Raw genomic sequence first — 20,827 nt, 5'->3', positions numbered from 1 at the left:
TTTTTTGCAATAGGACTATTGACTTGAAATTCAGGCCGTGGTATTATTGTAAAATGTCAGTATTAAGATGCCCTACTTGGCTTTAGCTATCTAAAAATGTCAACCTTTTTTTACGCCGAACGGGCTTATTATGCCTACGTTTGGCGTATAATATGTACATTTTGGGCAAACTGGGGATAAGCATGATTTGGAAAGACATCCGCCGATCAAAGTTGCTCTTTTTTCGAACGACATTTCGAGTAAGGGCTTTTCTTTATTTGCGGATGCATTGCTTTGCTCTGTATGTGTACCATTATAAGGTTACAAACAGAGGTTCGCAACGAAATTTTTAAAGTGAGTAGACATTGAGGGGTGAGTTTAAGTTGGCAGGACATCTTGTTCAATATGGTCGACGCACTCGGCGCAGTTATGCACGAATTAACGAGATACTCGAAGTTCCGAACCTGATTGAAATCCAACAAAAATCATATGATTGGTTTTTGGAGGAAGGGTTGCGCGAAATGTTCCAGGATATCTCGCCGATCCAGGATTTTACAGGTAACTTGATTTTGGAATTTATCGATTACAGTCTCGGTGAACCGAAGTATACAGTAGACGACGCGAAAGAGCGTGACGTTACGTATGCAGCACCGCTTCGGGTCAAAGTCCGGCTCATTAATAAGGAAACCGGCGAAGTCAAAGAGCAGGAAGTATTCATGGGAGATTTCCCGCTGATGACCAACACGGGCACATTTATTATTAATGGTGCGGAACGGGTTATTGTCAGCCAGTTGGTTCGCTCTCCTAGCGTTTACTTCAGCACCAAAGTAGATAAAAACGCCAAAAAAACGTATACCGCTACAGTTATTCCTAACCGCGGCGCTTGGTTGGAACTGGAGATGGACGCGAAGGATGTTGTTTACGTCCGGATCGACCGTACACGTAAAATACCGGTTACGGTTCTCCTGCGTTCACTTGGTTTTGGCACAGATGCTGAGATTCTGGATCTGCTCGGTAATGACGAATATATCCGCAACACACTGGACAAAGACAACACGGATTCCACAGAGAAAGCACTCATTGAGATCTATGAGCGTCTTCGTCCGGGCGAGCCACCAACATTGGATAATGCGAAAAGCTTGCTCGTAGCACGTTTCTTTGATCCAAAACGTTATGACCTGGCTAATGTAGGTCGTTACAAAATGAATAAAAAACTCCACATCAAAAACCGTTTGTTTAACCAACGCTTGGCTGAGTCACTTGTTGACGCTGAAACAGGTGAAATCATTGCCGAAGCAGGTCAAATGGTTGATCGTCGCTTGTTGGATGAAATCATGCCGTATCTGGAGAAAAGCGTTGGATTCCGCACGTATCACGTGGGTAACGGCGTTTTGGATGCCAATGATATCCCTATGCAAACAATTGATGTGTTCTCACCAACTGAAGATGGTAAAGTGGTTAAACTGATTGCCAATGCAAACATTGACAAGTCCGTTAAAAACGTGACACCGGCGGATATCATTTCCTCCATCAGTTACTTCCTTAACCTTCTACAGGGGATTGGTAGCACGGATGATATCGATCATCTGGGTAACCGTCGTTTGCGTTCGGTGGGTGAACTCCTGCAGAACCAGTTCCGTATCGGTTTGTCCCGTATGGAGCGTGTGGTTCGTGAGAGAATGTCCATTCAGGATGCTAACGTCATTACACCACAGGCTTTGATCAACATACGTCCTGTTATTGCATCGATTAAAGAGTTCTTTGGTAGCTCTCAATTGTCACAGTTTATGGATCAAACGAACCCACTGGGTGAGTTGACGCATAAACGTCGTTTGTCCGCACTCGGACCCGGTGGTTTGACGCGTGAGCGCGCAGGTATGGAAGTACGTGACGTCCATCCATCCCACTATGGCCGTATGTGTCCAATCGAGACTCCAGAGGGACCAAACATCGGTTTGATCAACTCCTTGTCTACGTTCGCCCGTGTGAATGAATATGGCTTCATTGAAGCTCCATATCGTTGGGTTGATCCGAAGACAGGTATTGTAACCGAGCAGATTGATTACCTGACAGCGGATGAAGAGGACAACTATGTTATCGCGCAAGCGAATGCGAAGTTGAACGAAGACGGTACGTTTGAAGAAGAAGCGATCATTGTACGTTACAACAAACAGTCGGATAACATCCTTACGATGCCGAGTGAGCGAGTTGACTACATGGACGTATCTCCTAAACAGGTTGTATCCGTCGCTACAGCGCTTATCCCGTTCCTTGAGAACGATGACTCCAACCGTGCACTCATGGGATCTAACATGCAGCGGCAGGCGGTTCCACTCTTGATTCCTAAAGCACCACTTGTAGGAACAGGTATGGAGCACAAAGCTGCAAAAGACTCTGGTGTATGTATTGTCTCCGATTATGACGGAATTATTGAACGTTCTTCTGCGAACGAGATTTGGCTCCGTCGTGTTGAAGAAGTGGACGGTCAGGAAGTTAAAGGCGATATCGTTAAATATAAATTACACAAATTTATGCGTTCGAACCAAGGAACATGCATTAACCAGCGTCCGATTGTCAAAAGAGGTGCAGCTGTCAAAGCTGGCGATATCCTCGCTGATGGTCCTTCAACGGAAATGGGTGAATTGGCTCTGGGACGTAACGTCGTTGTTGCCTTCATGACTTGGGAAGGTTACAACTACGAGGATGCGATCTTGCTCAGTGAAAAACTCGTTAAGGAAGATGTATACACATCCATCCATATCGAGGAGTATGAGTCAGAAGCGCGTGATACCAAGCTCGGACCTGAAGAGATTACACGTGACATCCCTAACGTTGGGGAAGAAGCGTTGCGTAACTTGGATGAGCGCGGTATTATCCGCATCGGTGCCGAGATTAGCGCTGGCGACATTCTGGTTGGTAAAGTAACACCTAAGGGTGTGACAGAGTTGACTGCAGAAGAACGTCTCTTGCATGCGATCTTTGGTGAGAAAGCACGTGAAGTACGTGATACTTCCTTGCGTGTACCACATGGTACTGACGGTATCGTAGTAGACGTGAAAGTATTTACCCGTGAAAACGGTGATGAGCTGCCTCCAGGTGTTAACCAACTCGTTCGTGTATATATTGCTCAAAAACGGAAAATTTCCGAGGGCGATAAAATGGCCGGACGTCACGGTAACAAAGGGGTCGTGGCCCGCATCTTGCCGGAAGAAGATATGCCTTTCCTGCCAGACGGTACACCGGTTCAGATCGTTCTTAACCCACTGGGCGTACCTTCCCGGATGAATATCGGTCAAGTACTTGAGGTTCACTTGGGTATGGCAGCGATGCAACTGGGTATTCACGTAGCAACTCCTGTATTCGACGGAGCGAAGGAGTATGATGTCTTCGATACGATGGAAGAAGCAGGAATGCAACGTAATGGTAAAACTGTCTTGTACGATGGTCGTACAGGGGAAGAGTTTGAACGTGAAGTTACCGTTGGTGTCATGCACATGATCAAATTGGCACACATGGTTGATGATAAAATCCATGCCCGTTCCACGGGTCCTTACTCACTTGTTACGCAACAGCCATTGGGTGGTAAAGCCCAATTCGGTGGACAGCGTTTCGGGGAGATGGAAGTATGGGCCCTTGAGGCTTATGGTGCAGCTTATACACTGCAAGAAATCTTGACAGTTAAATCCGATGATGTTGTTGGTCGGGTTAAAACGTATGAATCCATCGTCAAAGGCGAGAATGTTCCAGAACCAGGTGTTCCTGAATCATTCAAAGTATTGATCAAAGAGCTGCAAAGCTTGGGTATGGACGTTAAGATCTTGAGTGAAGATGAGCAAGAGATTGAAATGAGAGAAATGGACGATGAAGATGACGCTGCGAGCGATAAGCTCAGCCTCAACCTTGAGGGTACAGAGGTCGGAGCGGAATAATTCGCTTCGAGCGCATGATGACCGGCGTTTTTCATCAGGCTCGCGTCTTGCTCCGGCTTCGGCCGGAGAGGGCGTAACCTAGATTACAGGAATTGGTTAAGGAGGGTTGCTCCTTGTTGGACGTCAACAATTTCGAATACATGAAGATCGGGCTTGCTTCCCCAGAGAAAATTCGTTCTTGGTCCCGCGGAGAAGTGAAAAAACCGGAAACGATCAACTATCGTACGTTGAAACCGGAAAAAGAAGGGCTGTTCTGCGAAAAGATTTTTGGCCCTACAAAAGACTGGGAATGTCATTGCGGTAAATACAAACGCGTTCGTTATAAAGGCGTTGTCTGTGATCGTTGTGGCGTTGAAGTAACACGTGCGAAGGTACGTCGCGAACGGATGGGCCATATTGAGCTCGCTGCTCCGGTATCGCATATCTGGTACTTCAAAGGTATTCCGAGCCGTATGGGTCTTGCTCTGGATATGTCTCCAAGATCTCTTGAAGAGATTATTTATTTTGCATCATATGTTGTAACTGATCCAGGAGAAACTCCACTGGAGAAAAAACAGCTGTTGTCCGAGAAGGAATACCGCAGCTACCGTGAGAAATACGGTTATGGTTTCCAGGCTGGCATGGGCGCAGAAGCGGTTAAAAAACTGCTTCAAGATCTTGACATAGACAAAGAGCTCGAGTTCCTGAAAGAAGAGCTCCGGACTGCGCAAGGACAACGTCGTAATCGTGCAATCAAACGTCTGGAAGTTATCGAAGCATTCCGTAACTCTGGCAACAAGCCAGAGTGGATGATCATGGATGTACTTCCTGTTATCCCACCGGAACTTCGTCCAATGGTACAGTTGGACGGTGGACGTTTTGCAACGTCTGACCTGAATGACTTGTATCGCCGTGTAATCAACCGGAATAACCGTCTGAAACGTCTGCTTGATCTGGGCGCGCCAGATATTATCGTGCAAAATGAAAAACGGATGTTGCAGGAAGCTGTTGACGCATTGATCGATAATGGTCGTCGCGGTCGCCCCGTAACGGGTCCTGGTAACCGTCCATTGAAATCCCTCAGCCACATGCTGAAAGGTAAACAAGGACGTTTCCGTCAGAACTTGCTCGGTAAACGGGTTGACTACTCTGGTCGTTCCGTTATCGTTGTTGGACCTTATCTGAAAATGTATCAGTGTGGTCTGCCAAAAGATATGGCACTTGAATTGTTCAAGCCTTTCGTTATGAAAGAGCTTGTAAATAAAGGGCTTGCCCACAACATCAAGAGCGCGAAACGTAAAGTTGAGCGTGTAAGTCCTGAAGTATGGGATGTTCTTGAGGAAGTGATCAAGGAGCATCCGGTTCTGTTGAACCGTGCCCCTACGCTTCACAGACTCGGTATTCAAGCATTTGAACCGATTCTCGTTGAAGGTAAAGCAATTCGTCTTCACCCGCTCGTATGTACGGCATACAATGCCGACTTTGACGGTGACCAAATGGCCGTGCACGTTCCGTTGTCCGCTGAAGCTCAAGCGGAAGCACGTATCCTGATGCTTGCATCAGGTAACATTTTGAACCCTAAAGACGGTAAACCGGTTGTTACTCCTTCCCAGGATATGGTGCTTGGTTCTTATTACCTCACTATGGACAACAAGGAAGAAAAGGGCACTGGTATGATCTTGCGTACAGTTAACGAAGCTGTATCAGCTTACCAACGTGGTACTGCTGGTCTGCATGCGCGTGTAGCTATTCCGGTTAAGGCGCTTGGTAAAACAAGCTTTACGGAAGAGCAGCAAGAAGGAATGTTGCTGACAACCATCGGTAAAATTATCTTTAATGAAATTTTCCCAGCAAGCTTCCCATATATCAATGACGCGACTCGTGCAAACCTGTACCAGGGTACTGCAGATCACTCATTTGTATATGAAAAAGGTGCTGATCTAAGAGAAGCTATTATGAATGCTCCTCTGGCTGGCGGTGTCGGCAAAGAATACCTCGGCTCCATCATCGCACGTTGTTTTGAGATTTATCACACAACGGAAACCGCCGTTATTCTGGATAAAATCAAACAACTTGGATTCACATATTCTACTCGTGCCGGTATTACGGTTGCGGTATCTGATGTTATCGTTCCGCCTGAGAAGTTTGAAATTCTTAGACAGTCTGAGGATAAAGCACAAATCGTTACGAATCAGTACCGTCGTGGTCTGATTACGAATGAAGAGCGCTATGACCGTATCATTGACATCTGGTCAAAATCCAAAGATGACATCACTGAAATTTTGATGAAGTCCATGGATCGTTACAACTCGATCATGATGATGGTAGACTCCAAAGCACGGGGTAACAAATCGCAAATTACCCAATTGGGTGGTATGCGTGGTCTGATGGCCAACCCATCTGGTCGAATTATCGAACTCCCAATCAAATCCAACTTCCGTGAAGGTCTGACAGTACTCGAGTACTTTATCTCCACTCACGGAGCGCGTAAAGGTTTGGCGGATACAGCCCTGCGTACAGCCGATTCAGGTTACCTGACTCGTCGTCTCGTAGACGTAGCCCAAGACGTAATCGTGCGTGATGATGATTGTGGTACAGATAAAGGCTTTACGGTAAGTCGTATCCAGGATGGTAAAGAGGTTATCGAAGATCTCTACGACCGTATTGAAGGCAGATACTGCTTCGAGACAGTTCGTCATCCGGAGACTAAAGAAATCATTGCAGGTCGCAATGAATTGATTGACTCCGACAAAGCAGAAGCGATCATCAAAGCGGGAATCACCAAATTGCAAATCCGCTCCGTACTCAGCTGCCGTGCAAGTCATGGTGTCTGCAAGAAGTGTTACGGTCGTAACCTTGCGACAGGTAAACATGTGGAGATTGGTGAAGCAGTTGGTATTATTGCGGCACAATCCATTGGTGAGCCAGGAACACAGCTTACAATGCGTACGTTCCATACCGGCGGTGTAGCCGGAGACGATATTACGCAAGGTTTGCCACGTATCCAAGAGTTGTTTGAAGCCCGTAATCCTAAGGGTCAAGCAACAATCAGTGAGATTGATGGTGTGGTTAAAGAGATTCGCGAAGCGAAAGATCGTCGTGAAATCGAAATTCAAGGTGAAGCGGAGTCCAAAGTGTACTCTGTTACCTACGGTTCCCGTGTGCGCGTAAGCGAAGGCATGGAAATTGAAGCTGGTGACGAGTTGACAGACGGTTCCATCGATCCAAAAGAAATGCTGCGCATTAAAGGCGTACGTGGTGTACAAAACTACATTTTGCAGGAAGTACAGCGCGTATACCGTAACCAAGGCGTAGAAATCAATGACAAACACGTTGAAGTTATGATCCGTCAAATGCTGCGTAAAATCCGCATCGTAGATGCAGGTGATACAACGCTGTTACCAGGATCGTTCGTTGATACGCATGAGTACGAAAGAGCTAACAAAATTGCGATTCTTAGTGATAAAGAGCCAGCGGTTGCTAAACCAATCCTGCTCGGTATTACAAAAGCATCCCTGGAAACAGACTCCTTCCTCTCCGCGGCTTCGTTCCAAGAAACTACACGTGTACTGACAGATGCAGCGATCAAAGGTAAAGTCGATCAGTTGCTCGGTCTGAAGGAAAATGTAATCATCGGTAAATTGATTCCTGCAGGTACAGGTATGCACCGTTACCGCAGTATCAAATTTGCTGAGCCAGAAGATGGCCAATCTTCAGTAGAAGAACTTGAGCCCGTTTCGGTTGATTAAATAGATTGCTCCTCATATAGAGGGGATTAAAAGTTCGGTGCGTCAGGAGGCGGGCGCTTGTATAATACAAGCGGACGAATCCTGATGTACGTAAACTTTTTAAAAAAATGTTTTAGGATTAGCATTGACAATGCTTGCGCTAGATGCTAATATATCAAAGGTGCGTGGGCAGCTGATTGTACATGGTTCTATTCGGAGGAATGCACAATGTCTAATGAAAAAGCCTTGCAAGATGCTCATGTCAAAATAGGTACCAAACAGACCATGCGGATGGTGCAGACAGGTATGGCTTCCGAAGTCTATGTCGCAGAAGATAGTGATCCGCAGCTCACTTCCAAAATCATTGCTTTGTGTGAACAACACAATGTGAAGTGCACGAAAGTGGATACAATGAAAAATCTCGGCAAAGCTTGCGGGATTGGAGTGGGAGCAGCCATGGCTGCTGTCGTAAAATGATAGTGTAAGGAACGTTTTTGTCCGAGAACTTTTAGGGATTCTCCAAGGCAAAAACTTTTCATTTGTCTTTTTATGAACCGCCTGGGTCTGTGGACTTAGCGTAAAGAGGTTTATAAAGAAACATGAATATTTGAGGAAGGGGGTGGCAATCAAATGCCAACTATCAATCAACTGGTTCGTAAAGGACGTCAAGCTAAAGTTGAGAAGTCAAAATCTCCAGCTTTGCAAAAAGGATTCAACGCTTTGAAACGTGAATCTACTAACATCAGTGCCCCACAAAAACGTGGTGTCTGCACTCGTGTAGGTACAATGACTCCACGTAAACCAAACTCTGCACTTCGTAAGTATGCCCGTGTTCGTTTGACGAACCGTCTCGAGGTTACTGCTTATATCCCGGGAATCGGACATAACCTTCAAGAGCACAGTGTGGTATTGATCCGCGGAGGTAAAGTTAAAGACCTTGCAGGGGTTCGTTATCACATCGTTCGTGGAGCTCTCGATACTGCAGGCGTAAACAACCGTATGCAAGCTCGTTCGAAATACGGTGCAAAACGTCCAAAAGCTAAAAAAGCCTAAACCATTATAAGCAGAGAACCTGAAAGTCTTCTGGCTTAGGTCTGGAAGGTACAGGGTCTGCTGAACAAGAAAGAAAGGGGGATATCCATGCCACGCAAAGGTCCAGTTACGAAAAGAGACGTGTTGCCAGATCCGGTATACAACTCCAAGTTGGTTACTCGTTTGATCAATCGCATCATGCTCGACGGAAAACGCGGTGTTGCTCAAAGCATTCTGTATAATGCGTTCAAGTTGATTCAAGAACGTACGGGTAATGACCCGATGGAAGTATTTGAAGCAGCAATCAAGAATATCATGCCAGTCCTGGAAGTTAAAGCTCGCCGTGTCGGCGGTGCCAACTACCAAGTACCAATCGAGGTAAAACCAGAGAGACGTACTGCTCTGGGACTACGTTGGCTCGTGAACTACTCCCGCAACCGCGGTGAGAAAACAATGGAAGAGCGTTTGGCGGCTGAGATCATCGACGCTTCCAACAACACAGGCGCTTCCGTTAAAAAACGTGAAGATACGCACAAAATGGCTGAAGCGAACAAAGCGTTTGCTCACTACCGTTGGTAGGATTCAGTTCACAATAAAAAACTTCTATTTTGAAGGGAGACCCATTTCATGGCTAGAGAGTTCTCCTTAAAAAATACACGTAATATCGGGATCATGGCTCATATTGATGCGGGTAAAACCACGACAACTGAGCGGATCTTGTTCTACACAGGACGTACGCACAAAATCGGTGAAGTACACGAAGGCGCTGCGACAATGGACTGGATGGAACAGGAACAGGAGCGCGGAATTACGATTACTTCCGCTGCGACTACCGCTGCTTGGAAAGGCCACCGCGTTAATATTATTGATACCCCGGGACACGTTGACTTCACTGTTGAAGTTGAACGTTCCCTTCGTGTATTGGACGGAGCAGTTGGTGTATTCAGTGCGAAAGAAGGCGTTGAGCCTCAGTCTGAAACTGTATGGAGACAGGCTGACAAGTACGGTGTACCTCGTATCGCATATGTAAACAAAATGGATATCATCGGTGCTGACTTCCTGAACGTTGTATCCGACATGCGTGATCGCCTTCAAGCGAACGCTGTTGCGATTCAACTTCCAATCGGCGCTGAAAATGATTTCAAAGGTATCATCGATATCGTTGCACAAAGAGCTCATATGTACAAAGATGATCTTGGACAAGATATCGAAGAGACCGACATTCCTGCAGAATTTGCAGATCAAGTTGAAGAACTTCGCAACGAGTTGATTGAGCGCGTTGCTGAATTGGATGAAGATTTGACAATGAAATACCTGGAAGGCGAAGAAATCACTATTGAAGAGATCAAAGGCGCTCTCCGTAAAGGTGTTGTAGATGTTAAGATCTTCCCAGTTATCTGTGGATCCTCATATCGTAACAAAGGTGTTCAACTGATGTTGGATGCTGTTATCGACTACTTGCCAGCTCCAACAGATGTACCATCAATTACAGGTCATCTTGAAGATGGAACTGAAGCAGTTCGTAAGTCCTCTGATGAAGAGCCTTTCTCCGCATTGGCATTCAAAATCATGACTGACCCTTACGTAGGTAAATTGACATTCTTCCGCGTATACTCCGGTGTTCTTCAATCCGGTTCATATGTATTGAATGCCACTAAAAACAAACGTGAGCGTATCGGTCGTATCCTTCAAATGCATGCGAACAGCCGTCAAGAAATCACTGAAGTTTACTCCGGTGACATTGCAGCTGCCGTAGGTTTGAAAGATACGGGCACAGGTGATACACTATGTGATGAGAAAAATCCGGTTATCCTGGAGTCAATGAACTTCCCTGATCCGGTTATCGAAATCGCCGTTGAACCTAAAACCAAAGCTGACCAAGATAAAATGGGTGTTGCTCTCGGTAAGTTGACTGAAGAGGATCCAACTCTTCGTGCTCATACTGACGAAGAAACAGGTCAAACAATCTTGGCAGGTATGGGTGAGCTTCACCTTGATATCATCATCGACCGTATGCGTCGTGAGTTCAAGGTTGAAACTACTGTGGGTAAACCACAAGTAGCTTACCGTGAAACATTCCGTGCTCCAGCGCGCGTTGAAGGTAAATTCGTACGTCAATCCGGTGGTCGTGGTCAATACGGTCACGTATGGGTTGAATTCGAACCTCTCGAGCCGGGTACAGGCAGCCAGTTCGAAAGTAAGGTTGTCGGTGGTTCCGTTCCAAGAGAATACATTCAACCTGCACTGTCAGGGATTGAAGAGCAAATGAAAAACGGCGTTATCGCGGGCTTCCCGCTTGTTGACGTTAAGGCTACAATTGTAGACGGATCTTACCATGATGTCGATTCCAATGAGATGGCATTTAAAATTGCCGGATCTATGGCGCTTAAAGCGGCTAAAGACAAGTGTAAACCAGTTCTGCTTGAGCCTATCATGAAAGTAGAAGTAACAGTTCCAGAAGAGTACATGGGTGACGTAATGGGTATGTTGAACTCCCGTCGTGGCCGCATCGAAGGTATGGATTCCCGTAGTGGAGCTCAAATCATCCGTGCTAAGGTACCTTTGTCTGAAATGTTTGGTTACTCTACAACTCTTCGTTCCGGTACTCAAGGACGCGGCGTGTTCTCCATGGAACTCTCTCACTATGAAGAAGTTCCTAAGAGCATCGCTGAAGAAATCGTTGCCAAAACAAAAGGCACCGAGTAGTTTTCTCACACTGGATGCAAGTGCATAAGAATTTAATTCGGAGCACTTCATTCAGTGAAAACATAAAATTATAATTTTAAGGAGGCCACGTTCAAATGGCAAAGGCTAAATACGAACGTAATAAACCCCACGTTAACATCGGTACTATTGGTCACGTCGATCATGGTAAAACAACTCTGACTGCTGCAATCACAACTGTATTGTCCAAAACTTACGGTGGTGCAGCAATCGCATTCGACCAAATCGACAAAGCTCCAGAAGAGCGCGAGCGCGGTATCACAATCTCCACATCACACGTTGAGTACGAAACTGACACTCGTCACTACGCTCACGTTGACTGCCCAGGTCACGCCGACTATGTTAAAAACATGATCACTGGCGCGGCACAAATGGACGGAGCTATCTTGGTAGTATCCGCAGCTGACGGCCCAATGCCACAAACTCGTGAGCATATCTTGCTTTCTCGTCAAGTAGGCGTACCTTACATTGTTGTATTCTTGAACAAATGTGACATGGTTGAAGACGAAGAGTTGTTGGAATTGGTTGAGATGGAAGTTCGCGACCTTCTTAACGAATATGAGTTCCCAGGTGATGATACTCCAATCACTCGTGGATCTGCTCGTGAAGCACTGGCAAACCCAGATGGCGAATGGGCTCAAAAAATCGTTGAGATGTTCAAAGAGATCGACACTTACATCCCACTGCCTGAGCGTCAAACTGACAAGCCTTTCTTGATGCCTGTCGAGGACGTATTCTCCATCACTGGTCGTGGTACTGTTGCTACTGGCCGTGTAGAGCGTGGTACTGTTAAAGTCGGCGAAGAGATCGAAATCGTTGGTATCACTGAAGAAACTAAAAAATCTGTTGTAACAGGCGTTGAGATGTTCCGCAAATTGCTGGATTCCGCTCAAGCTGGTGACAACATCGGAGCACTTCTTCGTGGTGTTGACCGTAACAACATCGAGCGTGGCCAAGTTTTGGCTAAACCGGGTTCTGTTAAGCCACACACAGAATTCACAGCTCAAATCTACGTTCTGACTAAAGAAGAGGGCGGACGTCACAAACCATTCTTCACTGGTTACCGTCCACAGTTCTACTTCCGTACAACTGACGTAACAGGCATCATCAACTTGCCTGAAGGTACTGAAATGGTAATGCCTGGTGATAACATCACTGTTACTGTTTCCCTGATCTCCCCAATTGCGATTGAAGAAGGAACTAAGTTCTCCATTCGTGAAGGTGGACGTACAGTAGGTGCCGGTTCCGTAGCATCTATCCAAAAATAATTCAGCTTTACGCTGAATAAAGCATATGCAACAGTGTACTGGAACGAGTAACATTGTATTGTAACGAAGCTTCGGAAGAGTTCCTTATCCGACATCGGATAAGGAACTCTTTTATTATGTGTAAAGTTTCGGAACCTGCGTCATACGAAATAAACATCATTTACGAGTTTAGAAGGATTGGCAAGGCAGCCTGGATATTGAAGATAAACACTACAATAAACGAAGTCATTTCATCAGAAAAGATAAGTTTAAATGTTTTTCTTAAATATGCTTGCAATACGCCTATCTTTTCTATATAATAATGAATGTTGTTCTGTGACGTTGCGATGATGTGAGAGGTTACTGGCACACCCGGCCCCTTTGCCATGGGAGAGTGGCTAGAAAATTTTCACGGAGTATGTCCGATAAAAAATTGGGCGATAGAAGGAGGGACTAAAATGGCAAAGCAAAAAATTCGTATTCGTTTGAAAGCTTACGACCACAGAATTCTTGATCAATCCGCGGAGAAAATTGTTGAAACAGCAAAACGTTCGGGTGCTGGTGTATCCGGTCCGATTCCGCTTCCTACTGAAAAACAAATCATTACTATTCTTCGTGCGGTGCACAAGTACAAGGATTCTCGGGAACAATTCGAACAACGCACACATAAGCGTTTGATCGACATCGTTAACCCAACTCCACAAACTGTGGATGCCTTGATGCGCTTGGATCTGCCGTCCGGTGTAGATATCGAAATTAAATTGTAATACAAGTTACAACAAAGACCATGTATAGAGGAAAAGAGGTGTCAACATGAAAGCAATCTTAGGAAAAAAACTCGGAATGACTCAAGTATTTACTCCTGAAGGTAACGTTGTTCCAGTAACGGTTATCGAAGCAGGCCCTTGTGTTGTTTTGCAAAAGAAAGACATTGAGAACGATGGCTACGAAGCAATTCAAATCGGTTACTCCGATAAGAAAGAGAAAAATGCTAACAAGCCAGAAGCAGGTCACGCTAAAAAAGCGAACACTGCCCCTAAGCGCTACGTTCGTGAAGTTCGCGGTATCAACATCGCTGAATATGAAGTTGGCCAAGAACTGAAAGCTGACATTTTCGCTGAAGGCGAATTCGTTGACGTAACGGGTGTTTCTAAAGGTAAAGGTTTTGCCGGCGTAATCAAACGTTGGGGACAAAGCACTGGACCTATGTCACACGGTTCGCGTTATCACCGTGGCCCGGGTTCGATGGGTTCGATCCAAGCTAACCGCGTTCCTAAAGGCAAACGCCTGCCAGGACACATGGGGCATGATACTGTTACAATCCAACGTCTTGAAGTAGTTAAAGTAGACGCTGAGCGTAACGTGTTGCTCGTGAAAGGTTCCATTCCTGGACCGAAAAACAGTCTCATTAAAGTTAAAGAAACGGTGAAAAAATAACCACTGAAGAAAGGAGGAACACAAAATGCCAAAAGTATCAGTTTACAATGTAGATGGTAGCCAAGTAGGCGAAGTTGAATTGAACGATGCGGTTTTCGGAATTGAGCCGAATCAACACGTTCTGTACGATGCAGTTCTTATGCAACGCGCTTCCCTTCGTCAAGGTACCCACAAAGTAAAAGGACGTTCTGAAGTACGTGGCGGTGGACGTAAACCTTGGAAACAAAAAGGTACAGGTCGCGCTCGTCAAGGTTCAATTCGTTCACCACAATGGAAAGGCGGCGGTATCGTATTTGGTCCAACACCACGGAGCTATGCGTACAAACTGCCTAAGAAAGTTCGTCGCTTGGCGATCAAATCGGCCCTTTCATCCAAAGTGATTGACAATGACATTATCGTTTTGGACGCTCTCACGTTGAGCACACCTAAAACTAAAGAATTCGCTGCCATCTTGAGTAACCTCAAAGTGGGACGTAAAGCTTTGATCGTAGCTCCTAGCTATGATGATAATGTAGCTCTTTCCGCACGGAATATTCCAGGCGTGAAATTCGTAGCTGCTGACGGTATTAATGTTCTTGACGTGCTTTCGCACGACAAATTGATCATTACGAAAGAAGCAGTTCAGAAGGTAGAGGAGGTGCTCGCGTAATGAAGGATCCTCGTGATATTGTAAAACGTCCGATTATTACGGAACGTACTGCTGACATGATGAATGACTTGAAATATGTATTTGAAGTCGATATCCGTGCAAACAAAACCGAGATCAAAAAGGCCGTAGAAGCTATTTTCAACGTAAAAGTGAAAAACGTGAACACGCTTCGTGTTCCAGCTAAGCCGAAACGGTACGGACGTTATTCCGGATATACTAGCGAATGGAAAAAAGCGTTTGTGACGTTGACTAAAGACAGCAAAACGCTTGAGTTCTTTGAAACAGTATAATTGAATTTTTGAAGTAAGGAGGGAAACCCAGTGCCAATCAAAAAGTATAAACCAACATCCCCGGCAAGACGGAACATGTCCGTTTCTACATTTGAGGAAATCACCACAAATCAGCCGGAGAAATCGTTGTTGGCCCCGTTGAGCAAACAAGCAGGCCGCAACAACCAAGGTAAAATTACAGTTCGTCACCATGGTGGTGGACACAAACGTAAATACCGTATCATTGACTTCAAACGTACTAAAGATGGAATACCGGGCCGCGTTGCTACGATTGAGTATGACCCGAACCGTACATCCAATATCGCTCTGATTCACTATGCTGATGGTGAGAAACGTTATATCATCGCTCCTAAAGGTTTGAAAGTTGGAGATCAAGTATTCTCTGGACCTGAATCAGACATCAAAATCGGTAACGCACTGCCACTTGAAAACATTCCAGTAGGTACCGTTATCCACAACATCGAGTTGAAACCAGGTAAAGGCGGACAATTGGTTCGTGCTGCTGGTACAGAAGCTCAATTGCTTGGTAAAGAAGAAAAATACGTTTCCGTTCGTCTCTCTTCCGGAGAAGTTCGTCGTATTTTGAAAGTTTGCCGTGCGACAATCGGATCTGTTGGTAACCAAGACCACGAGCTCATCAAAATCGGTAAAGCCGGTCGTAGCCGTTGGTTGGGTAAACGTCCTGAGGTTCGTGGTGTAGTAATGAACCCTAACGATCACCCACACGGTGGTGGTGAAGGTCGTGCTCCAATCGGACGTAAATCGCCAATGTCACCATGGGGTAAACCTACTCTTGGTTACAAAACGCGTAAGAAAAATAAAGCTTCTGATAAATACATCATTCGCCGCCGCACGAAGTAATACACACTGTGCATAACTTCGTGAGGCATCTGCGGATGCATAATAGCTACGTTTGAAGGGAGGATCTCCACATGGGTCGCAGTTTGAAAAAAGGGCCATTCATTGATGGCTACATGCTCAAAAAGGTAGAAGAGATGGAAGCTTCAGGTAAGAAAAACGTAATCAAAACCTGGTCCCGTCGTTCTACAATTTTCCCACAATTCATCGGACACACATTTGGCGTTTACGATGGTCGTAAACACGTGCCAGTGTATGTAACTGAGGACATGGTCGGACACAAACTGGGTGAGTTCGCTCCAACCCGTACGTACAAAGGCCATACTGATGATGATAAGAAAACAAGAAGATAAATGAACATCTTTAATGTTTGAGAGGAGGTTACACAATGGAAGCAAAAGCACATGCTAAGTTTATCCGGATTGCTCCTCGTAAAGTTCAACTCGTTGTTGACTTGATTCGCGGCAAGCAAGTAGGTGAGGCGGTTGCCATTCTCCGTCACACTCCGAAATCCGCTTCTCCTATCGTTGAGAAGTTGCTTAACTCCGCTATTGCGAATGCGGAACATAACTATTCTTTAGACGTTAATAACTTGGTTATCTCGCAAGCTTACGTGAACCAAGGACCGACAATGAAACGTTTCCGCCCTCGTGCAATGGGACGTGCAAGTCGTATTAACAAACGTACTAGCCACATTACTTTGGTGGTATCTGAGAAGTAGAAGGAGGGGAAATGTGTGGGCCAAAAGGTAAATCCAGTCGGACTCCGTGTCGGAATTATCCGTGACTGGGAATCTAAGTGGTATGCAGGCAAAGACTTCGGTGATCTTTTGATGGAAGACGTGAAAATTCGTGAATTCCTGAAAAATAAATTGAAAGACTCCGCTTTATCTCGTGTGGAAATTGAGAGAGCGGCTAACCGCGTAAACGTAACGATTCACACTGCTAAACCAGGTATGGTTATTGGTAAGGGTGGTTCGGAAGTTGAAAATCTTCGTAACCAAATTACGAAAATTGCTGGCGGTAAAAAAGTACACATCAACATTTCTGAAATTAAGAATCAAGACTTGGACGCTGTTCTTGTAGCTGAAAGCATTGCACAACAATTGGAACGTCGCGTTTCTTTCCGTCGTGCTCTGAAACAAGCAATTCAAAGAACTATGCGCTCCGGTGCTAAAGGTATCAAAACTCAAGTAGGCGGACGTCTTGGCGGTGCTGAGATCGCACGTTCTGAAGGCTACAGCGAAGGAACTGTTCCACTGCACACACTGCGTGCTGACATTGACTATGGTACAGCAGAGGCTCATACTACTTACGGACGTATCGGCGTAAAAGTATGGATCTATCGTGGAGAGGTTCTTCCTACGGCTAAGAAACAAGCTGCTAAGGAAGGAGGCAACTAATCATGTTGGTACCAAAACGCGTAAAACACCGTAAGCAACAACGTGGACATATGAAAGGCCAAGCTAAAGGCGGAACGACTCTGAACTTTGGCGAATACGGTCTGCAAGCTACGGAACCGGCTTGGATTACGAACCGTCAGATCGAAGCGGCTCGTATTGCGATGACTCGTTACATCAAACGTGGTGGTAAAGTTTGGATCAAAATCTTCCCAGACAAACCAATCACTCAAAAGCCTCTCGAGGTTCGGATGGGTAGCGGTAAAGGTAACGTAGAAAAATGGGTTGCAGTAGTGAAACCAGGTAAGATCATGTTTGAACTTGCTGGTGTACCGGAGGAAATTGCTCGCGAAGCAATGCGTCTTGCCGCTCACAAACTGCCAATCAAAACGAAGTTCGTGAAACGTGAAGAATTGGGTGGTGAAGCAAATGAAAGCTAGTGAATTTCGCAACCTAACCTCTGCTGAAATCGAGCAAAAGATTGCCGGATTTAAAGAAGAACTCTTTAACCTCCGCTTTCAATTAGCTACCGGTCAGCTGGATAACCCGACTCGCATCCGTGATGTGCGGAAAGAAATAGCTCGTGCTAAAACCATTATCCGTGAGAGAGAATTGGGAATCGGTTAATTAGGGATAGGATGGACAATCCGTCCGTAATCAGGAAGGAGGCCAACAATGAGCGAAGAACGTAACGCACGTAAAGTGCAAACTGGTAAAGTGGTCAGCGATAAAATGGACAAAACGATTGTTGTTGCTGTAGAAACTTACAAAAAACACAACTTGTACCATAAACGCATCAAGGTTACTAAAAAATTCAAAGCACATGACGAAGAAAACACTGCGAAAATCGGTGACACGGTGAAAATCATGGAGACTCGTCCGCTTTCGAAAGATAAACGCTGGAGACTTACTGAAATCGTAGAAAAAGCGGTTATCATCTAATGCTCAGCAGCACTGCTGAAAGGAGGAATACTAAATGATTCAACCATTTACACGTTTGACTGTGGCTGACAACTCCGGTGCGAAGGAACTGATGTGTATCCGCGTACTCGGCGGTACGGGACGTCGTACAGCTCAAATCGGTGATCTGATCGTTTGTTCTGTTAAACAAGCAACACCAGGCGGCGTTGTCAAAAAAGGTGATGTAGTTAGAGCGGTTGTCGTTCGTACGAAACGTTCTGTACGTCGTAAAGACGGTTCCTACATCGGTTTTGATGAAAATGCAGCGGTTGTTGTAAAAGACGACAGAAGCCCACGTGGAACACGTATTTTCGGACCAGTTGCTCGCGAACTTCGCGATAAAGACTTCATGAAAATCGTTTCCTTGGCTCCAGAAGTTATCTAAAGCTTAATCTCGTGATGTTAGAAACAGGAGGTGTACGAAATGCCAAGAGTGAAAAAAGTTCTGGAATCCCATAACAACAAACTTCACGTTAAAAAGGAAGATACGGTTATGGTAATCAGCGGTAAAGACAAAGGTAAAAAAGGCCGTGTCATCGCTGCTTATCCTCGTGAGAACCGCGTCCTTGTGGAAGGTGTTAACATGGTGAAAAAACACCAGAAGCCTAACCAGCAAAATCCGCAAGGCGGCATTATCGAGAAGGAAGCTCCGATTCACGTTTCCAACGTAATGCACATCGATCCGAAGAGCGGAAATGTAACCCGTGTAGGTTACAAAGTTTTGGATAACGGAAAGAAAGTGCGCGTTGCTAAACGTTCCGGAGAAATTATCGACTAATTGAACCGAATGAGAAAGGAGGGCTATGATTCATGGCATCAAGAATGAAAGAACGTTACCTGCAAGAAATCGCTCCTGCTTTGATGCAGAAGTTTAACTATACAACGGTAATGCAAGTGCCGAAAATCGAGAAAATCGTTATCAACATGGGTGTGGGCGAAGCTGTCCAAAACTCGAAAGTGTTGGATTCCGCAGTAAACGATTTGCAACTGATCGCAGGTCAAAAACCTGTAATCACTCGTGCAAAAAAATCTATCGCAGGATTCAAACTGCGTGAGAATATGCCTATCGGCGTGAAAGTAACATTGCGCGGCGAGCGTATGTACTTCTTCCTCGATAAACTGTTCAACGTTACGCTTCCTCGTGTCCGCGACTTCCGCGGTGTATCGAGCAAAGCTTTCGACGGACGTGGTAACTACACACTGGGTCTGAAAGAGCAATTGATCTTCCCAGAGATCGAGTATGATAAAGTTGATAAAGTCCGCGGTATGGATATTGTCATCGTAACAACGGCGAAAACAGACGAAGAGTCCCGCGAATTGCTCACGCAAATGGGAATGCCTTTCGTTAAGTAATGTTGGCATAACGTTTCCGGGTGTCTGGAAGGACTCCCTTTTCTCCGAAATTATTTAGGAGGTGTCAGGCTAAGTGGCAAAAACTTCGATGAAAGTTAAACAACAACGTACACCAAAGTTTAAAGTACGTGCATATACACGCTGTGAGCGTTGCGGACGTCCACATTCGGTCCTGCAAAAGTTCAAAATTTGCAGAATTTGCTTCCGTGAATTAGCTTATAAAGGCCAGATCCCTGGCGTGAAAAAAGCAAGCTGGTAAAAAGTCCTGAACGGGAAGGAGGTTAACTCACAATGACTATGTCTGATCCAATTGCAGATATGCTTACTCGTATTCGTAACGCGAACACTGTTCGTCACGAAACGGTAGAAATGCCTGCTTCGACAATGAAAAAACAAATCGCCGACATCCTGAAGCGTGAAGGTTTCATCCGTGACGCTGAAGTTATCGATGATAACAAACAAGGGATTATCCGTGTTTTCTTGAAATACGGTCAAAATAACGAGCGCGTTATCACTGGTCTGAAAAGAATCAGTAAACCTGGTCTTCGTGTTTACACGAAAAGCAACGAAGTACCTCGTGTACTTGGTGGCCTGGGAATCGCGATCATCTCGACATCTAAAGGTATCATGACGGACAAAGAAGCTCGTCAATCGAAATCCGGCGGAGAAGTCGTTTGCTACGTTTGGTAATATAACGTCACAAGATAGGAGGTGCAACATATGTCTCGTATTGGTCGCAAACCAATCACAGTACCAAGTGGTGTAGACATCACCCTGGACAACACCGTTATTACGGTAAAAGGACCAAAAGGAACTTTGACTCGTGAGCTTCATAAAGACATGAAGGTTACAGTTGAAAATAACGAAATCACAGTTGTGCGTCCTTCCGATAACAAAACTCACCGTTCTTTGCACGGCACAACGCGTAGCGTTGTAAACAACATGGTGAGCGGCGTTACTGAAGGATTCGCAAAATCTCTGGAATTGGTTGGGGTCGGATATCGTGCAAGCAAATCCGGAGATAAAATCGTTCTGAACGTTGGCTACTCTCACCCGGTTGAAATTACACCGGAAGCGGGAATCGAATTCGAAGTACCTTCGAATACGAAAATCATCGTTCGCGGAATCGACAAAGAGCGCGTAGGTGCTTACGCTGCTAAAATCCGTTCCGTACGTGAACCTGAGCCGTACAAAGGTAAAGGTATCAAATATGAAGGCGAGCGTATCATCCGTAAGGAAGGTAAAGCCGGTAAGAAGAAATAA

General features: G+C 45.4%; 24 protein-coding genes. All 24 read left to right on the top strand.

Translation table 11 applies throughout. The features are described 5' to 3' along the window. The first annotated feature begins 362 nt into the window (after positions 1-362). Complete coding sequence (gene rpoB, locus MHH93_RS26400; protein WP_091039164.1) at positions 363-3,908, top strand: DNA-directed RNA polymerase subunit beta; 3,546 nt, start codon at positions 363-365, stop codon at positions 3,906-3,908. Positions 3,909-4,021: 113 nt separating this feature from the next. After that, entirely contained in the window at positions 4,022-7,636 is a 3,615-nt protein-coding gene (gene rpoC, locus MHH93_RS26395; RefSeq protein WP_442034952.1) for a DNA-directed RNA polymerase subunit beta', read from the top strand. A 207-nt stretch (positions 7,637-7,843) separates the two neighbouring features. Beyond that, positions 7,844-8,092, top strand: coding sequence for a ribosomal L7Ae/L30e/S12e/Gadd45 family protein (locus MHH93_RS26390; RefSeq protein WP_017692069.1), 249 nt, complete (start codon positions 7,844-7,846; stop codon positions 8,090-8,092). A gap of 153 nt (positions 8,093-8,245) precedes the next feature. Continuing rightward, the gene (rpsL, locus tag MHH93_RS26385; RefSeq protein ID WP_017692070.1) at positions 8,246-8,668 is read left to right on the top strand and encodes a 30S ribosomal protein S12; all 423 of its coding nucleotides are present in this window, start codon (positions 8,246-8,248) and stop codon (positions 8,666-8,668) included. An 87-nt stretch (positions 8,669-8,755) separates the two neighbouring features. Then, on the top strand, positions 8,756-9,226 hold the full coding sequence (gene rpsG, locus MHH93_RS26380) for a 30S ribosomal protein S7 (protein ID WP_018753997.1): 471 nt from the start codon (positions 8,756-8,758) through the stop codon (positions 9,224-9,226). A 48-nt stretch (positions 9,227-9,274) separates the two neighbouring features. Beyond that, positions 9,275-11,353 (top strand): elongation factor G, encoded by a 2,079-nt coding sequence (gene fusA / locus MHH93_RS26375; protein WP_442034955.1) that lies wholly within the window; start codon positions 9,275-9,277, stop codon positions 11,351-11,353. A gap of 95 nt (positions 11,354-11,448) precedes the next feature. Beyond that, positions 11,449-12,639, top strand: a complete 1,191-nt coding sequence (tuf, locus tag MHH93_RS26370) for an elongation factor Tu (protein WP_500056445.1) — start codon at positions 11,449-11,451, stop codon at positions 12,637-12,639. Positions 12,640-13,076: 437 nt separating this feature from the next. After that, the gene (gene rpsJ, locus MHH93_RS26365; protein WP_017692074.1) at positions 13,077-13,385 is read left to right on the top strand and encodes a 30S ribosomal protein S10; all 309 of its coding nucleotides are present in this window, start codon (positions 13,077-13,079) and stop codon (positions 13,383-13,385) included. Between the two features lie 46 nt (positions 13,386-13,431). Next, on the top strand, positions 13,432-14,055 hold the full coding sequence (rplC, locus tag MHH93_RS26360; protein ID WP_053779208.1) for a 50S ribosomal protein L3: 624 nt from the start codon (positions 13,432-13,434) through the stop codon (positions 14,053-14,055). 25 nt (positions 14,056-14,080) lie between these two features. Further along, complete coding sequence (gene rplD / locus MHH93_RS26355; RefSeq protein WP_278298120.1) at positions 14,081-14,704, top strand: 50S ribosomal protein L4; 624 nt, start codon at positions 14,081-14,083, stop codon at positions 14,702-14,704. Beyond that, complete coding sequence (gene rplW / locus MHH93_RS26350) at positions 14,704-14,994, top strand: 50S ribosomal protein L23 (RefSeq protein WP_017692077.1); 291 nt, start codon at positions 14,704-14,706, stop codon at positions 14,992-14,994. The genes rplD and rplW overlap by 1 nt, the downstream gene beginning before the upstream one ends. 30 nt (positions 14,995-15,024) lie before the next feature. After that, a complete protein-coding gene (gene rplB / locus MHH93_RS26345; RefSeq protein ID WP_017692078.1) occupies positions 15,025-15,855 on the top strand; it encodes a 50S ribosomal protein L2 in 831 nt (276 codons plus the stop codon). Positions 15,856-15,926: 71 nt separating this feature from the next. Continuing rightward, entirely contained in the window at positions 15,927-16,205 is a 279-nt protein-coding gene (gene rpsS, locus MHH93_RS26340) for a 30S ribosomal protein S19 (RefSeq protein ID WP_062836183.1), read from the top strand. A gap of 35 nt (positions 16,206-16,240) precedes the next feature. Then, a complete protein-coding gene (gene rplV / locus MHH93_RS26335; protein WP_024633583.1) occupies positions 16,241-16,573 on the top strand; it encodes a 50S ribosomal protein L22 in 333 nt (110 codons plus the stop codon). Between the two features lie 15 nt (positions 16,574-16,588). Then, positions 16,589-17,254, top strand: coding sequence for a 30S ribosomal protein S3 (gene rpsC, locus MHH93_RS26330; protein ID WP_076334122.1), 666 nt, complete (start codon positions 16,589-16,591; stop codon positions 17,252-17,254). Between the two features lie 2 nt (positions 17,255-17,256). After that, entirely contained in the window at positions 17,257-17,691 is a 435-nt protein-coding gene (gene rplP, locus MHH93_RS26325) for a 50S ribosomal protein L16 (RefSeq protein WP_017692082.1), read from the top strand. Next, positions 17,681-17,878, top strand: coding sequence for a 50S ribosomal protein L29 (gene rpmC, locus MHH93_RS26320; protein ID WP_017692083.1), 198 nt, complete (start codon positions 17,681-17,683; stop codon positions 17,876-17,878). The genes rplP and rpmC overlap by 11 nt, the downstream gene beginning before the upstream one ends. A 48-nt stretch (positions 17,879-17,926) precedes the next feature. Beyond that, positions 17,927-18,193 carry a 30S ribosomal protein S17 gene (gene rpsQ, locus MHH93_RS26315; protein ID WP_017692084.1) on the top strand — a complete coding sequence of 89 codons (267 nt, stop codon included), beginning with the start codon at positions 17,927-17,929 and terminating at the stop codon, positions 18,191-18,193. Positions 18,194-18,227: 34 nt separating this feature from the next. Beyond that, complete coding sequence (rplN, locus tag MHH93_RS26310; protein WP_017692085.1) at positions 18,228-18,596, top strand: 50S ribosomal protein L14; 369 nt, start codon at positions 18,228-18,230, stop codon at positions 18,594-18,596. A 39-nt stretch (positions 18,597-18,635) separates the two neighbouring features. Further along, the gene (gene rplX / locus MHH93_RS26305) at positions 18,636-18,989 is read left to right on the top strand and encodes a 50S ribosomal protein L24 (RefSeq protein ID WP_145053336.1); all 354 of its coding nucleotides are present in this window, start codon (positions 18,636-18,638) and stop codon (positions 18,987-18,989) included. A 32-nt stretch (positions 18,990-19,021) separates the two neighbouring features. Then, positions 19,022-19,564: a 50S ribosomal protein L5 gene (gene rplE / locus MHH93_RS26300; protein WP_338588647.1), complete on the top strand. Its 543-nt coding sequence runs from the start codon at positions 19,022-19,024 to the stop codon at positions 19,562-19,564. A 73-nt stretch (positions 19,565-19,637) separates the two neighbouring features. Beyond that, entirely contained in the window at positions 19,638-19,823 is a 186-nt protein-coding gene (locus MHH93_RS26295) for a type Z 30S ribosomal protein S14 (protein WP_013312154.1), read from the top strand. Positions 19,824-19,855: 32 nt separating this feature from the next. Next, entirely contained in the window at positions 19,856-20,254 is a 399-nt protein-coding gene (gene rpsH / locus MHH93_RS26290; protein ID WP_017692088.1) for a 30S ribosomal protein S8, read from the top strand. Positions 20,255-20,284: 30 nt separating this feature from the next. Then, positions 20,285-20,827 carry a 50S ribosomal protein L6 gene (gene rplF / locus MHH93_RS26285; protein WP_017692089.1) on the top strand — a complete coding sequence of 181 codons (543 nt, stop codon included), beginning with the start codon at positions 20,285-20,287 and terminating at the stop codon, positions 20,825-20,827.

This window comes from Priestia sp. FSL H7-0729, from assembly GCF_038005685.1.
In the GTDB taxonomy this organism is placed as follows: domain Bacteria; phylum Bacillota; class Bacilli; order Paenibacillales; family Paenibacillaceae; genus Paenibacillus.
Note: the sequence above shows the minus strand (reverse complement) of the source record. Positions and strands in the feature narration are given on the sequence as shown.